11 protein-coding genes and 3 pseudogenes are annotated in these 15,591 nt (G+C 57.6%); 4 read left to right on the forward strand and 10 right to left on the reverse strand.

Annotated features, from left to right (window positions below):
- Positions 1-117 precede the first annotated feature (117 nt).
- A complete protein-coding gene (locus ACMX25_RS00875) occupies positions 118-1,212 on the reverse strand; it encodes an alpha/beta fold hydrolase (protein ID WP_414947688.1) in 1,095 nt (364 codons plus the stop codon).
- Positions 1,213-1,438: 226 nt separating this feature from the next.
- On the opposite strand from ACMX25_RS00875, the gene ACMX25_RS00880 reads away from it, so the two are divergent.
- On the forward strand, positions 1,439-2,386 hold the full coding sequence (locus ACMX25_RS00880) for a GlxA family transcriptional regulator (protein WP_414947689.1): 948 nt from the start codon (positions 1,439-1,441) through the stop codon (positions 2,384-2,386).
- Between the two features lie 147 nt (positions 2,387-2,533).
- On the opposite strand, the pseudogene ACMX25_RS00885 reads toward ACMX25_RS00880, so the two are convergent.
- The 5 genes and pseudogenes from ACMX25_RS00885 to ACMX25_RS00905 form a co-directional block, all read right to left on the reverse strand.
- Positions 2,534-2,611, reverse strand: a pseudogene (locus ACMX25_RS00885) (integrase); the annotation flags it as partial.
- 241 nt (positions 2,612-2,852) lie between these two features.
- Positions 2,853-4,289, reverse strand: coding sequence for an ISKra4 family transposase (locus tag ACMX25_RS00890; protein ID WP_414947690.1), 1,437 nt, complete (start codon positions 4,287-4,289; stop codon positions 2,853-2,855).
- Between the two features lie 412 nt (positions 4,290-4,701).
- The gene (locus ACMX25_RS00895) at positions 4,702-5,601 is read right to left on the reverse strand and encodes a dienelactone hydrolase family protein (RefSeq protein ID WP_414947691.1); all 900 of its coding nucleotides are present in this window, start codon (positions 5,599-5,601) and stop codon (positions 4,702-4,704) included.
- A gap of 468 nt (positions 5,602-6,069) precedes the next feature.
- Positions 6,070-7,272: a hypothetical protein gene (locus ACMX25_RS00900; RefSeq protein WP_414947692.1), complete on the reverse strand. Its 1,203-nt coding sequence runs from the start codon at positions 7,270-7,272 to the stop codon at positions 6,070-6,072.
- A 433-nt stretch (positions 7,273-7,705) separates the two neighbouring features.
- Positions 7,706-8,035: a hypothetical protein gene (locus ACMX25_RS00905; RefSeq protein WP_414947693.1), complete on the reverse strand. Its 330-nt coding sequence runs from the start codon at positions 8,033-8,035 to the stop codon at positions 7,706-7,708.
- 147 nt (positions 8,036-8,182) lie between these two features.
- Between ACMX25_RS00905 and istA the strand changes: the two are divergent.
- Both istA and istB read left to right on the forward strand, forming a co-directional pair.
- Positions 8,183-9,528, forward strand: a pseudogene (istA, locus tag ACMX25_RS00910) (IS21 family transposase); the annotation flags it as partial.
- A pseudogene (gene istB / locus ACMX25_RS00915) lies at positions 9,521-10,117 on the forward strand (IS21-like element helper ATPase IstB); the annotation flags it as partial. The pseudogenes istA and istB, both read left to right, overlap by 8 nt.
- Positions 10,118-10,126: 9 nt before the next feature.
- Here istB and ACMX25_RS00920 read toward each other — a convergent pair.
- The 4 genes from ACMX25_RS00920 to ACMX25_RS00935 all read right to left on the reverse strand — a co-directional run bounded on the left by ACMX25_RS00920 (position 10,127) and on the right by ACMX25_RS00935 (position 13,720).
- Positions 10,127-10,378, reverse strand: a complete 252-nt coding sequence (locus tag ACMX25_RS00920; protein ID WP_414947694.1) for a hypothetical protein — start codon at positions 10,376-10,378, stop codon at positions 10,127-10,129.
- A gap of 462 nt (positions 10,379-10,840) precedes the next feature.
- Entirely contained in the window at positions 10,841-11,599 is a 759-nt protein-coding gene (locus ACMX25_RS00925; protein WP_414947695.1) for a molybdate ABC transporter substrate-binding protein, read from the reverse strand.
- 62 nt (positions 11,600-11,661) lie between these two features.
- Positions 11,662-12,261 (reverse strand): cupin domain-containing protein, encoded by a 600-nt coding sequence (locus ACMX25_RS00930; RefSeq protein ID WP_414947696.1) that lies wholly within the window; start codon positions 12,259-12,261, stop codon positions 11,662-11,664.
- 250 nt (positions 12,262-12,511) lie between these two features.
- A complete protein-coding gene (locus tag ACMX25_RS00935; RefSeq protein WP_414947697.1) occupies positions 12,512-13,720 on the reverse strand; it encodes an alpha/beta hydrolase family protein in 1,209 nt (402 codons plus the stop codon).
- A gap of 501 nt (positions 13,721-14,221) precedes the next feature.
- Between ACMX25_RS00935 and ACMX25_RS00940 the strand changes: the two genes are divergently transcribed.
- Positions 14,222-15,358, forward strand: coding sequence for a sensor histidine kinase (locus ACMX25_RS00940; RefSeq protein WP_414947698.1), 1,137 nt, complete (start codon positions 14,222-14,224; stop codon positions 15,356-15,358).
- The last annotated feature ends 233 nt before the right edge of the window (positions 15,359-15,591 follow it).

A 15,591-nucleotide genomic window follows, 5' to 3' on the forward strand; every position in this document is an offset into this window, starting at 1 on the left:
CGTTAAATCCGTTTCTCAGTTGGATGTCTCTTGCCGGCGCGGCTGCTGCAGGGTGCGTGGGCGTGGGGGCGGTGACGCCGGATAGGTGCCCTTTCCGCGTATCAATCCCATAGCGAGTCAGGTGGGGGTCACGGTTTGCAGGAACTTCACGAGTTGCTCATTGACCACATCAGGGGCTTCGTGTTGTACCCAGTGGCCCACATTGTCGAGTTCGAGACCGCCAATGAGACTGGGAACGCCCGAGCGCATCTGGTCCACGGTCAGCGGATAGAGCTCTTTCAAACCATCCGCCTTCCCCCAGATGAAAAACGAAGGCTGCGTAATCCTGGCGCCTTTCCACGGAGCGGACAGGTAGAAGTACGGTTCAGCGGCCCGATAGTAGTTCAGGGCACCGTGAAAGCCGGTACGCTGAAATTCCGCCACGTTATGAGCGACGTAATCAGGCTCCGCCCATGACGGTAACGGTCCGGGGGCCGCACGGTGAAGGCTGCGTGCCGGATCCATCGGACTCCACCGCTTGTCTGCGGGAGCGGAGCCCGATGCCCAGTACAGGATTCCCGGAATTGTCACCGGGGCGTCGGCCCAGATCTGATCGGCGTCCGGCCGGCTCTGTTCGAACATGTAGAAGTCTTCCTGGTGGCCGGACTTGCGCATCTTCTCGAAGACGCTGACATCCCCTCGAGGAACGAACGGCACGCTCAGACAGAACACGGCCTTGAATCGATCGGGACGCATCAACGCTGCTTGCCACACATGCGTCGCACCCCAGTCATGACCCACGAGGACAGCGCTTGGAATCTTCAACGCGTCGAGCAGGCCAACGAGGTCGCCGACCGTTTGCAATGGCGTGTACAAGGTTGGGTCTGTCGGCGCCGAACTGCGTCCGCAGCCGCGCATATCGGGAGCAATGGCCCGATATCCGGCAGACGCCACGGCTTTCATCTGCTGGCGCCACGTGTAGGAAGTGTCCGGAAACCCGTGGCAGAAGAGTACGGCTGGCCCATCTCCCTGTTCGGTTACGTGCAGGATGATGCCATTGGTATTGACGTCGTACTCCTTGATACCTGATACGCCGCCGGTTCCAGGGCTTTGCGCCTGCGCCCCGCGCTCCAGCAGCAGGCTCGCACCAAAGGCCGTCCCGCTCGCGAGGAACGCGCGGCGCGAAATAGAGGGTGCGGGAATAGACACTGTTCCAGAGAGGTTGCTTTCCATAGGGGTTTCTCGTTTGGTCCGATGTGAGACTCGGGAATCCGCTAATGGTAGAAGCCCTCAACGAGGCGGGAGGGACGTATTTCCGACAATTCTGGCCATGCTGGCGCGGCCACTCTTATCGGCATCAGGATCGCTGGTTAGAATCACGGCTCAGCAGGCGACGGCTCGCGCCAGGCGCCAGCGTGCAGGACGTAACGTTATGTCCTGCTATTTTCCGGGACCTATCATGCTGCGCATTGGCTATATCGTCGTTCCAGGCTTCCAGGTCATGGTTTTCGGCGGACTAACCGTGTTTGAGCTCGCAAACCGACTGACCACTGAGCCGTACTACGAGATACGTCTGATATCTGAAAGCGGTGGGCCGGTTCAAAGTTCTCTCGGATACTCCGTCATGACGGATAGTTTCGCTGAAGGTGGGTTCGATACGGTGATCATCGGCGGCGTCATCACTGGCGCGCACTTGGCGAGCGCCGCACTGATTGAATATTTGAGAGGCGCGGTGAAAAACACCCGGCGCGTTGCCTCAATGTGCACGGGCGCGTTCTTTTTGGCGCAAGCCGGCGTTCTGGACGATCGACGCGCCACGACTCACTGGGCACACGCGCGCGAATTGCAAACGACGTATCCGAAAGTCAAAGTCGAAGAAGATCGGATATTTATCGTGGATGGTCCGGTATGGACATCCGCGGGCATGACGGCGGGGACCGATCTTGCGGTTTCGATGGTGGAAAGAGATCTTGGTGCAAAGGTAGCGCGAATTGTCGCCAAGCGAATGGTCATGTTCCACCGCCGGGCCGGCGGACAGTTACAGCACTCCACACTGCTGGACCTCGATGCAAAAACTGACCGGATACAAACCGCGCTGGTCTACGCGAAAAGAAATTTGCACACCCCACTGACGGTTGACAGACTCGCTGAAGCCGCCAATCTGAGTGTGCGGCAATTCACCCGGGCGTTCCGTGAGGAGACCGGGCAATCACCTGCAAAAGCTGTCGAGAACTTGCGGTTGGAAGCAGCGCGTCTCATGGTCGAGCAGGGCAGGCTGCCGATTGACGTCATTGCGCGAGAAACTGGTTTTGTTGATCCAGACAGAATGCGCCGTGCGTTTCTGCGAGCTTTCGGTGAACCACCTCAGGCTATTCGCCGCAACGCGCGTGAGCACGCCGACAATTGAGGCATCAACTACCTGTCGTGGGCACGGCGCGCGGTCCAGATTTCGCATCAATCGAATGACCGATACCGTCGAAGCTGCGGTCGTCGCTCGCACATTCGCGACTGGCTCTTAGTGGCCGACAAGCGCACGCTCGCCGGCCGCCGGCTATCAAACTTCAGTCTGCTCGGCCATCTCGAGTGCATCGTCTACCTCGATCCCAAGGTATCGCACGGTACTTTCCAGCCTATTGACTGCAGTCAATAGGCTTGACTATGTCCTGCTCAGAACTATGTCCCGTGGCGCACGAGACTTACGGGACGACATCAGCCGGCCGTGCGCAGCGCAGGACATAGGTGTGGCCTACAGGCCCTTCAAGAACGCCAGCAATCGGTCATCTGGGCGATACCGTCCCGGCTTGCCTTTAGGGGGCGTAGTCCTGTCCAGAACCGCCTGCTTTAATGGAGTGCAGTCAAAACCGGAGGCAGCGCTAGGCGACACGTTGGCAGCGATCGTCACGTTTCCGCTCTGCGGAGAATTGCAGTGGTTCCGGCATTTCCCGCATTTTTAGATCCCCGTTTAGCACGGCGACCCGAACCTGAACGAGCAGGTGCGCGCCCTTACTGGTCCAGCGCATCTGCCGCTTCTTCGCACAGCGCAAGCTCACGACTTCATTGACCGCCGATTCCGCGATACTGCTGCTGATTGGCATGCCGCGCCGGTAGCGCCATCCGTAGTTGACCAGGTATTGGCCATTGGATTCCAGGTACCAATACGTCCCGCGAAGATTCCACCACAACGCCATGTGCGCGGAGTCTTCCGGTAGGAGTCCGAACATGTCATGGATGCTCTTGAGTCTTTCGACGGCTTTGGAACCCTTGCCGTGCCATGTCAGCCATTTCGCCGATGCGATTTCGTCTTGTACGGGGCGCCCGTTGAGCGCCAACAGGTGAGGAAACTTTTGTGCCGATTGCTCGATCGCGCGAAATTTCATGGCAATGTGAAACCGATCCAAAATTTGCTTCAATCGCCTCTTGGATCCATCGACGGCTTTCTCAAATTCGCCTGCCCCGTCGGAGACGATCGTGATTTCGCGATCATTCGCGACGCCCTGCTCCGAGAGAAAATGATCAAGTCGGGTCGCGGCCGACGTGACCTCCCGATTGACGTATCCATAAACCTTACAACTACCATCGTCGCGAACCGCACGGCCGGCGATGATGTTCACGTGCCGCCCGGTAGGCGGTGGGCGCTTCGAAGGGTAATACTGTGAGAACTTGGCTTCATCCTGTTCTTTGCGAGAAGGCCGCTGGCGCAGCCATGCGGAATCCACCGCAAGAGCGACAATCTTGACGTGGCTATCGGCCGGCGGATAGTCTCGTTCACCGCGAATCGCGCTTTCGGCGTGATCGTCGAGTTCTTGGCCGACTGCCCATACGCGATTCCTCAATCCGGATGTAGAGATCGTTTGATCGACCGGCAAAATCTCTTTCAGCAAGGTCGTCGCCACCGCATAGGGAAGATGCGCTGCCCACTTGACTTGCAAGTATTCGAGCTCAGGACTGACGCGCAGCGGCATCGCTAGTGCGAGCGGGCTGAACGATTTTGCGCTTTGGTCTTGAACGCACTTGCAGACGCGCAGCTGCGGGCTGTCGATCGTTACTTTGCCGAAAACCGTTCGGTATCGGATCGCGTGGGTCGCTTTGATTGATAATGCCCTGCCGCACTGCGGGCAATTCACAAAGGCCGAAACAACAACACGGGTCTGCGCGCAGATCAATGCCCGCTGCGCCTCGCGTACCAGACTTCTTCCCTCAGCCAAGTTGAGACCCAGTTGCTTCAGGTCGCCGTCGAGCCGTTCAAATTCAGCCAATCGTATTGCCTCGCCACTGCCAACGCCGTCGTCAATGCGCGCCTCGATGATCATCCGCATGACAGCCTCCGCAATTGATTGCAAGGCAACAAATATATCTCTTTACCTTGCTAGCTGCCTCCGGTTTTAACTGCACTCGTCGGGAGTGAGATTGATTTCGCAGCTTGGTCCCTTGCGGCATTCACTCACATAGCGGGGGCTATCCGGCTCCTCGCCGTAGCGTCTCGCGCGCTGGCGTTGAGGAGGGGCGTCGATTCCGACGCAAATGGACTGTGATTTAACGGCAGTCAAGCGATGACCCCATAAGCCGCATCTTTCGCGCACGAGATAAGATCCAAGTGACGCTGCCGATGTCAACGATCTATGTGCCAATGTCGAATGTCAACTACTGACCGTCGCCAGCGAAAGTCGATATAGCGAAAGCCACCCGGACACCCGTCCTCCGACGGGTCTCTACATTTACAAATTACAGCGAGCTTCCGGGCGCTTGAACCTGTTTCATTGATACAAGCGGAGCAAGGAACTGCTCGAAGTGTGGCAACCAGATAGGAATTGAGTCCTTGGCGCTGAACATGCCATGGCCGTTCCTGCCGAAGGGTGGTTCGACGATCATCTGCCCTTGACCGCCTGCTGCCTGAAACGCTGCAAACCATGTTGCAACGACTTCAGGCGAAAAAAACTTATCGTTTTGAACGTAATGCCAAAGTACCGGAACTCGTGTTGTCGACGCAAAGTGCGCGATCGTATCGGCCATCTGCTGCGGATCACAGGGCATGCCCGGATGTCTAAAAGGGTTCCCGCCACGACCGCCCGAAAAGTTGACGACTGCGACTAGTCCCTTCGGTGCAAAGCTTGCAGCTGCGAGAGACGCGAATCCCCCTGCTGACTGCCCTACCAAGACGACATGATCGCGATCCACTTGAGGCAACGTCTCTGCGTAAGCAAGGGTTGCAAGCACATCTAACGACGCCTGATTTCCCGCAGTCATGTAATCAGGATGCTGGCACGAACCAGCATCTTCCTCGTCCGTGCCTCCCGTGGCTCCATAACCCCGCCGGATCGGCACAATCACAGCGAAGCCAAGTTGAACGAATGTTCGAATCTGCGGCAGTTCACGGTAGCGGCCCACCTTCGGCCGGTCCCGAGGATCAGGTGGGCTGCCGTGACTCAAAATGATCAACGGAAACGGTCCGGGGCCGTCAGGCATATAGGTGGTCGCGACTATGTCCCGGTCGTGATCGCCAGATAGTCGGTGCTCAATCACAGGAACGTTGACGACAGTTTCATGAAGGTCTGCTGCGATTGGCTCGACCTCGCTTGCGGTTAATGCGCAACCGGCCACAGACGCGATCAAAGCGCCTGACATTATTAGCCGGCTTAAGTGGAAATAATTTCGTTGCGGACGAGTTCTTATTGGCATAGGTAATATTCGAGGAATCCCGCAGCACGGTCGTTGCCTGGATGTATGGTGGCATTTGGTCACCGGTTCTAATCGGACTGCAGGCACTTCGAAAATATCCGTTGCACCAGATTACTGATTCCCGGACAGATTTTCAATGATCTATCTGGACAAGTACGCGAAACGACCTGATGCTCTTTACAGTGAACGCGGCGTTGCAGGCTTCAAATTCTGATGCAACGAAAGCGTCATCCTGCTCATTCCGCACGTCGAATTAAAAAAGCATTTGCGCGACACAACGATCGACCCATCGTCAGCTCCGGTGCTGCGAGAAGATGTCAGCCTAAGCGTCGCCGCACATTCACGCGTGGGGATCGTTGCATTGCACTGCTGCTTGCTAAAAGCCTGATGGTCGCTGCCTTTTTGCCATCACATTCATTGTGCGACGATGTTGAACGCGCGGCGGTACATAAGGTGTTGAGAGCCGACGCCGGTCCCCTTTGCGTAGTAAACGTAACCCGTCTGGTCCGAAGTCTGATCGGACGGCTGATCAGTGCTGGCAATAGTCGGATACCAGTTGAACGGCGATGGCGGCTTCGTCGAGAAGCTCACGGTTGAATCTGGAACAGGAGCTTGCACAATGACGACGCCCGGTGTCCAGCTAATCAGATCGGGCGATGTCTGGGCGTAAATTCCGCCATTGCCGATACTGACCATTAGGAACTGATTGAGATAAGTATTGAACGAGACCTGGGGTTGTCGCATATCGCCCGGGACTTTGGGATCGAGAACAATGTTCAACGGCGTAAATGTGCCGCCCAAGCCTGGAGTGCTAAAAGTGCCGCCGCTGTACTTTTGCCAACTTCCCGGTACGCCGTCGCTGGCGATCGGTGCTCGGGCGATCGCTAAGCCTGTCACCCCGCTCTGCGGATCGATTTCGCGAAAGACAACATAGATGTACCCTCCCGACTCGATGGCGGACGGCGTGAGCGCGCCTGCGCCGCCACTGGCCTGCATCGGCAATTGGGGATCGTGGGCCCCGATAATCTCCCCCTCCCGCGTCCACGTCACGCCTCCGTCGCTAGACCGCGCGAGTCCTATAGCGGCATAGAACGGATTCCCCGAAAAGAGAACACCATTGAAGAGGTGATTTTCGGCGTGATAGATCATCAATAGATCGATCCCGTTGACAGATGGGAACACACTGCCAGCACCGACGTAGTCGGCATCGAACGCGGTGGTTCGAGGTCCGGAAGGTAGCAAGACGCCTGTCGGAACGCCACCGGAAGCCGCGAGCGACGTAAAAGACAGCAAATCCGGGCTCGCCAATCCGTAGGTCCCGGCACTACCGCCACCAGCGACCCAAAGACGAAAGCTTCCGTCCGCCTGTCGCCGAAACGACAAATGTTCATCCGGGTTGTCCGCCCCGAAGGGTGAACCCGGGGGGATGACATTTTGTTCGTCGGAGCTCACGGTGAACGATGAAATCGACTTCGCAGTGGCGGCCGGCGCGGCCGTGTTTCCACTGCCTCCACAGCCACATAGCGACAGGATCACCGCGCAGGCGATGTTTTGTTTTCGGTTGTAAGCTGAAAACCACAGGATAGATCGAAAGGACAGGAACGAATGATTGAACATGTGACCATCGCCTTGGTTAAGCCAAGTTGGCTGAAGTTAGGGACATTGAACTAGGAGTGCATTTCAAGCATATGGCCGCGTGCGGGAATACCCTTCTAAAGGCGTCGCCTCGTAAGCATGGGCATTGGGCAGGTGAATAAGACCGTATCCCAAGTGACCCAAATTTTGCAACAAAACGTAGCCTTGGTCGAACGGGTCTCGGTCGTCTCGCGAGCGCTCGCTGAGCAGCCGAAGGCATTGCGCAATACCGCTGCGGTATTACGGTTGCGCGATGACTACACGGTGACTGACTGTAGGCTGACGTCGGCTGCCGCCCTGGGTTTCACTGTTGAGGATGACAGATAACGGCCCTCATCTCCTCAGATTTGGTGCTCGCAACGCTTGACGCTTTTGCGAAGCCCGAATCTGGGTAGCGTGTTGCCTTGATATCGGCTTATTGTGGCGGCGGATGGCCATGCGCGTCTTCGCCACCACGATGCTCTGGCATCGTTTCTTCGCGATTTACACCCGGTGGACGCGAGTGCCCATAGTTGCCTTGAGGCGCTCCGGCGAACTGGGTGAATGGCGCGCGAGCCGCACCGAGCATCGTGGCCAGTTGCACATCGGACGCGGACTCGCCCCACAAGACACGCTGAACCAACGCCACGCCCCCGTGCCGTGCGACCAGGCGCAGCGCATAGCCGAGCGACGTGTTGGTCGGAATCTCGTCGCCGTAGGTGTCGGCGAGCGCCGTGAGGATCGTCAGTTCGATGGACGGCGACAATCAGCAAGTCCGGCGTAGCGACAATCATCTTGTCCGGTAGTTCGGAGTCGAAGGCGGCGTAGCCGCCGTAGACGACGAGCTGCCGGAAGGCGCCTGGTCGGCGGCAGAATAGGATGGGCGACTAGAAGCTAAAGAAGCAGTCAGCCCATGTCTGGAACCCGCATCACCGATCGACAGGTCCGCCTCTACATGACTAATCGTAAAAGTCACACGCAAGAAACCGCAGCTGCAAAGTCAGGCATGAGCGAGCGCACCGCTCGGCGCATCGAACACAACGGCAAGCTTCCATCGCAGACGCCTCGGCGCTATTGGAGATCGCGCCCCGATCCATTCGCCGATGTATGGGAGAGTGAAGTCGTACCGTTGCTGCGCGGTGTCCCCAAGCTGAAGGCGATCACGTTGCTGCGCAAACTGCAGGAGGACCACCCGGAGCGCTTCCCCGACAGCATGCGTCGCACCCTTGAACGGCATATCAGCCAATGGCGCGCGCTCGAAGGACCCGGCAAGGAGGTGTTCTTCCCTCAAACCTACCAGCCCGGCGTGCGCGGGCTGTCGGACTTCACGCACATGGAGAAACTGGGTGTAACGATCGCCGGTGTTGCGTTCGGACATTTGCTCTATCACTTTGTGCTGGCGTTCTCGCGCTGGGAATACGCCAGCGTCGTTGACGGCGGAGAGAGTTTCCAGGCACTGGCAGCAGGATTGCAGAACGCTTTATGGCAGGCGGGCGGCTGCCCCAGCGAGCACCGCTCCGACAGTCTGTCAGCAGCTTTTAAGAACCTTCAGGAGAAGGACGACTTTACGGTTCGCTACGCGGCGTTGCTTGGGCACTATGGCATGGAAGGCACGCGCAACAACCGTGGCTTAGGTCACGAGAACGGCAGCGTGGAATCATCGCATCGCTACTTGAAGGACGCGGTCGATCAGGCACTGGAGCTGCGCGGTCATCGCGATTTCGCTGATCGGGCGGCCTACGAGGAGTTTGTGCGCAGCGTGGTGATGCGCCGCAATCGACGTAATGCTGCCGCGTTCCAAGTGGAGCGCGGATACCTAAAGGAGCTGCCTGAGCATCGTACGACCGACTTCATTGAGGACGAAGGACGCGTGACACGCTCTGGCACATTTACGGTGGATGGCAGCATCTACAGCGCGCCCTCACGCCTAATCGGACATCGCTTGAAAGTACGACTCTACAGCGATCGGCTTGACTGCTATCTGTCGGGAGCGCTCGTGCACACACGGCGCGAGTCAGGCGTACGAGCACAGGTCGCGGGCGTGGAATTGATTATCGACACTTTATTGAGTCGCTCAAACGCAAACCCCAAGCCTTCAGGGGCCTCGTGTTTCGTGACGATCTGTTTCCACGCGAGGCGTACCGCCGGACTTGGGAGCGCCTGGATCAAGCACTGAGCCCGCGCAACGCGTGCAAGGTCATCGTGGGCCTGCTGGAGCTTGCCGGCAACTACGGCGTAGAGGCAGAACTTGACCCTCGCCACGTTCGACTTCAGCGTCGTGCCCATGGTATCGAAGGCACATGTCATGGCGCTGGCCACAGGCGATGCGTGGCTCGAGAAAGGTGCCACGATCCTCCTGTTTGGGCCACCCGGTGGAGGAAAAAGTCACTTGGGATCAGCGATTGGTCACGCCCTGATCGACGCGGGCTATCGGGTCCTGTGCACCCGCACCAGCGAATTGGTGCAGAAGCTTCAGGTGGCGCGAAAGAGCCTGCAATTACCGTCGGCACTTGCCAAACTCGATCGTTTCGATCTGATCATCTTGGATGATCTGTCGTACGTGAGAAAGGACCAGGCCGAAACCAGCGTGCTGTTCGAGTTGATCGCCGAGAGGTATGAAAGAAAAAGTCTTTTGATCACAGCCAATCAACCATTCTCGGGCTGGAATGACGTCTTCCCCGATCCCGGCATGACCGTCGCCGCCATAGACCGCCTCGTTCACCACTCAACGATCTTCGAACTGAATGTCGAAAGCTATCGGCGACGCAACGCCAACGACAGACAGAAAGAGCGGCGGCGTCAATCAACCAACAACGATCAAGAAGGAGCGACAACCATGCCAATCTAGCAGCGACAATCAGCGCGCCGACCGGCCAAGATGGTTGTCGGTAAACCGGACGTTCTGGTTGACGCTATCCAGTTCGACCCGTTCCGGTCGGCGCGGCACGCGTGGCCGGTCGCCCCGCAGCGCGGCCGCACTGGTACTCGCATCGTCAGTCAGCTCGCCGATCAGACGACTGGCCGAATCCAGAGCCTGCAGGCCCGTTCCCTGCCCGGCCCGGAAGGTCGAGATGGCGTCGTCCGGGCGCAGGACGATGCGGGCTGTCACAGGATCACGGGTGCGTCCTTATCCGGCGGGGCTGCGGGCGGTGGTTGGGTCATGGAAACTCTAGGCCTGCAACGAGGCGCGATGGGAAAAAATGCCCTATTGTACGCTTCAACTGCAATCCCGATAATACGAACAAGCAGGGTTGACCAAGTCCTAGTTGATTGAATTTAAAAGGCTTTTTATGAATCCCCGTCTCGCGGAAAGCGAGGGTCATACGTCGCTATAGCCGTGCCGTTAGTAGTTGGTTTGCTACGGCAAACGGAGATCCTGTGTGCCCGTGTAAATCTGCACCAAGGTGATAAATACCCTTCAGAAAAAAAACGCAAAAAACTTTATCGGAGAGTCATTTTCGCGGCTGGACAGTATCGCTTCCTTCGAAGAGCGTCGGCACGTGCCCCCTCATTCGAAATCGTATTGGCTTTCAGAGCTAACCCCTCTCTGATTTATTGGCGGCCTCTTAATTCACTTCGCGCCATTTTCGGCGAAAGTCGCCCTCGCATCTGGTGACACCAGGAACTTGATGAACCCTTCAGCTGTATCGCGTTGTGAGGTGTTCGCGATGAGCACAGCGGTGTACGTAAGAGTGCTCTGAAGATCGCCGGGAAGCGGGCCAAGGAACTTTATGCCGGGTGTCGTCGCGATGAGCGGTATCGTCCCGGCCACTATATCGTTGCCGTTGCCTTTTAGCACAGGTTCAAAAATCCCATTGGGCGTCGTGCGTACAATTTTCGGCTTGAGCATTTCTGCAATTCCCAGCCGTTCAAGAGTGCTTTCAAATGCCTGTCCCGATTTAACACTGTTAAAGACAAGGAGGTCCGCGCCGAGCAGAGTGTTCTTGAATTTTTCAACAGTGGAAATGTCGTACGCCGGACTGTCCTTGCGGTTGCCGAGACCGACGCCAACGTGAGCGATTATCGGTCTGTCGCCGACACTCGCCTTGCCTGATTTCGTAAGGTCCTCAGCAAAGTCCGGCTGAACGATAACGACGTCGGCCGCTTCGCCGTCTTCAATCCTTTTCTTCACAACGGGCGATGGATCGAACACCAAGCTGACCTGGTTATGTGTCTGCTGGCGATAAAGATCGACCACCTTGGTCAACGCAGGCTCGAGGGGGCTATCGCTAATGACCTTGATGTCGGCCGCTTGAACTATCGCTGCGAACATAGACAATGAGCCGGCCAGAAAAGTGCTTAGGCTGATGCGCTTAAGTTTTGCGTTCATGGTTTGCCCCTGTGAGGGGACCGCCGGTGTTGGTCGTTGCGCGTTAACGCGAACGCCACCGCTCACGGTAATTTTGCGGGAGATGAAAACGGTTTGGTGGCATCGAGCACGAACATCACTAGGGCGTGCAGATCCGTCGAGCCGGTGGACAAGACTTGCATCGGAATACCAGGGGCGTGGCCGGGCTCGGCATAGCCCGCTTTGACGACCATCACCCCGTCTGGGGTATGAACGCTTTGTGCTCCGGTAAGTACGAAGAAAGTCTCCAAGCCAGGATGACTGTGCACAGGAGTCGTGCTGCCAGGAGCACCACTAGCCGCATTGATCCTGAGTAGGTACTGCGGCGCATCAAACCGGGGGATGGGCCCAACCTCGGCAACCTTCGTGCCGCCCGCTGACAATCCGCCCACCGGGCCGAGCGTGAAAAGCAAGGCTTTGCCCGCCGACTCGGCTACGAGTGCCCAGGCGCCTGCAGCGGATTGTGCCTGCTCACGTGTCGGAAAGCTTTCTATTCGACAGAAAAGTTGTCCAGGTGGTAACTCCGTGACCTTTTTCTCGGCCAACGACTTGATGACCAATGTTCCCTGCGCGACGGCCGCCGACGGCAGCAAGCGCTGTCCCAACGTCAAAGCCAACAGCAAACTGAAAAGAAAGCGTGCCATGAGAACACCGCCGTTCGAGCATTGATACAAGCCTCTCTGGAGCGTCAGCTTGCGAGAAAGAAGCGCTTCTAATGTAAGAACCCTAGGGCACGAAGCGTGCCTTCGTCAGGCTCGTTTTCCCGCATCGCGAGTGACCGTTAACCAAACCGCAACCGCCGTCGAGGTCCCTGAACAATGAGGCGGTTGACGGTCACTTCCTGGCCGCGAATTGCCCGAGGTTTGGCTTCGCACTACAGGACGGTAATAGCCCTCAACCAAAAATCTCATCCAGCCAATCCAACACACGTCGGTTCACCAGTGAGCGGTTGCGCATCTCGCAGTGCTCGCCGGCACCCTCGTCGCTGGTGAAGCGAACCAAGGTCTTGGGACAACGTAATGCGTCGAAGAAATCCTGTGTTCCTGAAGCGAGGGTATCGTCCTCAGCCAGCGTGAACAGCGTCGGGCAGTGAATGTCTTCGATACGCCCATCCATCGTGTAGCGTTCGACCGAAGCGAGGTAATCGCGCAGCGTTGCGACGCCATTCACCCAGAAGCCGCGCTTCGCGACGCTCCAGCGCAGCTTCCGATCGTTCGCCACGACCTGCTCCAGACGTTCCATCAGCGCCGTAGGCATTTCACTGAGGTGCGCCGCCTCCTCACGACTTGCACCGAGCTTCATCGCGTATGCCCGGAATCCGTCCGCCACCGACCCCAGCGCGGGGTCCGCGACACAGGCCGCAAGACGATGCTCGCCGGACGCGGCACGTGGCGCCAGATAACCGCCCAGACTCCAACCGCACAACGCAATCCTTCTTGGGTCGACGTTCGGCAACGTGTGAGCAAAATCCACGACGGCCTTGATCACCGTTTCCCAGTCCGGTCTAAGCGGCATGCCCTGTTTAATCAAGGTGGTGCCCTGGCCGGGACCATCGAAGATCAACGCGTGATAGCCCCGTCGAGATGCCGCGATGGCGGAGGCAAAGTACAGATCGGTGATGGTGCCGTCGTAGCCATTGTTGAAGATCAGCAGTGGCCGAATTTCGTCGGCGCGGCCTTGCGCGGGTATCACGTAGGTGAGTAGCGAGACTCCTTCGAACCGAATATGTTGCGGCGCAATGGTCACTTCGCTCAACGCCAGCCCGCGCTCGAACGCGGCAATCTGTTTTTGCGAACCAGCAATTACACGCGGATCGACCGGCTGTCCGAACAACGGATGGAACGACTTACCGTAAAAGCACGCGGCCCTCAGGAAACTCTCGCGCGCGCTCGCCCAATGTCCCGCGGCTTCGGCGCGTTGCCCATCCTCCATCATCCGGTCCGCGGCTGCGCTCCACGCATCATGAAAGGCCGTGTCGTCCCCGCCGCCGACGGCCTGCGCGATAGCCTCGATTTCTCCGTAATCAGCGCCGCCGTATGGAATGTAGCCAAGCGGCCATGTTCCGAGTTGATCGTGAAGCGCATCCTTGAAGATCGCAACCACGTTTCGCTCCTTTAGGTCTCTCTGACTAGCGACAGATTGGTTTTGCAAGAGTCGGGCATCTAGCCTGTGGCGTCAACTGCCCCTTCGTGGCTGGCGACTGCCTCATGCTAACGGCGTACGTAGCCAGAACCTCGCGCGAGGGCGCGATCGGCAGCACACGACCCTCTGCGGACATCCGCGACCTAGCGTTGGATGACCGCTCTGCGTCCGCGGACGGCCCTTCGACGGCATGAGCGGTGTTGGCTACGATTCGAGCGGTCAATATAGAGATCAATCGCGAGCAGTAGTCGAATTAACCAGACGAGGCCTGCAAAGTCGCCTTGAACGGTAGGTTCATCGATTGGCATGGACCCGAACGCACCGACATTCGGGAGCTTCTCAGAAAGGGTATACAGTGAATAACGCGTCGCGTTGAGCTAAGCCCGTATCGCTCAGGCGAACCGCTCGCCAAGACCCCAGGGTGGTCCGCCGCTTGGAGTCGACAAAAGGAGGTAATGCGCCATGATGCATGAATTCCTTTCAAATAATCGCGATGATCTTATCGAGCGATGTCGGATAAAAGTTGCGCACAGGCCCGCCAGAGGCGCAACCGCACAGCAACTGCAGAACGGTGTCCCACTTTTTCTTGATCAACTTGTCCAGACGCTTCGCCTTGAACAGACGGCTCAGCCCATGGATAGTCGTAAGATTTCGGGACCCGCCGGCGGGGAATCCTCATTTTCGGCAATCGGAAACTCGGCCTCACAACACGGACGAATGCTCTTAGAGCTCGGATTCTCCGTTGACCAGGTGGTCCACGACTATGGGGACCTTTGTCAGGCAATTACCGATCTTGCGTATGAACGTGATGCACCCTTCCAAATAGACGAATTTCGAACACTCAACCGCTGCCTGGACAATGCAATCGCGGACGCAGTGACTGAGTTTAGCTATCAACGCGACTCAGTAGCGGCGGACAAGTACGCCACGCAGATGAATGAACGAATAGGATTTTTCGCTCACGAATTACGCAACTTCCTCCAAACCGCAACGCTCGCTTTTGGCGCTGCGAAGGCCGGGAATCTAAATCTGTCAGGTGCGACAGCATCAGTGTTGGAGCGCAGTTTGGACGGCATGCGTGATCTGATAGACGATTCATTAGCCGACGTGCGCCTGACAGCCGGCAGTGCAACACCGCCGCAGATGTTCTCGCTGGCCGACCTAATTGACGAGATAAAACAGGCTGCGAGCCTCGGAGCTAAGGCTCGCGGCTGTGCGCTCACGGTTTCAGACGTTGACGCGAGACTTGCCGTACGCGCGAATCGGGATCTTCTGTTCTCGACGCTGGGAAACCTGCTGCACAACGCGTTCAAGTTTACCCATCCCGACACCGAGGTCACCCTTGACGCGTACGCAGTTGCTGACCGAATCCTGATAGAGGTGAAAGACCATTGCGGCGGTTTGTCCACTGCGGATGTGGAAAGCATGTTCGAGCCATTCAGGCAAAACGGGGTTGATAGAACGGGTCTCGGGTTGGGACTTTCGATTGCTCGCCGGAGTGTAGAGGCAAGCGACGGCGTTCTCAGCGTTCGCGACATTCCCGACACGGGTTGCGTTTTTACTATAAGCCTGCCGCGACATGCGATGGTTGAACAGTGACGCGACTACTATCATCCTCCGCCAAGCGGGATCTACGTCGTATAGGCCGTCGGATCGTCAACGCGGCCCTGAACAACGCGACGTCAGTCCCAGCTTAGCTCTACATAAGCACTGCCCTGATCATGTTCAGAAGCGGAACGTGGGAACCTCCCTTCTGCAGATTCCTCTAGACACCACGTGGAATGCGCCTGACACCGAGTTCGGATTTACGACTGAATATGACACCTTCGAAC

Origin of the sequence: Caballeronia eucalypticola (genome assembly GCF_047608185.1) — a bacterium.
GTDB lineage: Bacteria > Pseudomonadota > Gammaproteobacteria > Burkholderiales > Burkholderiaceae > Caballeronia.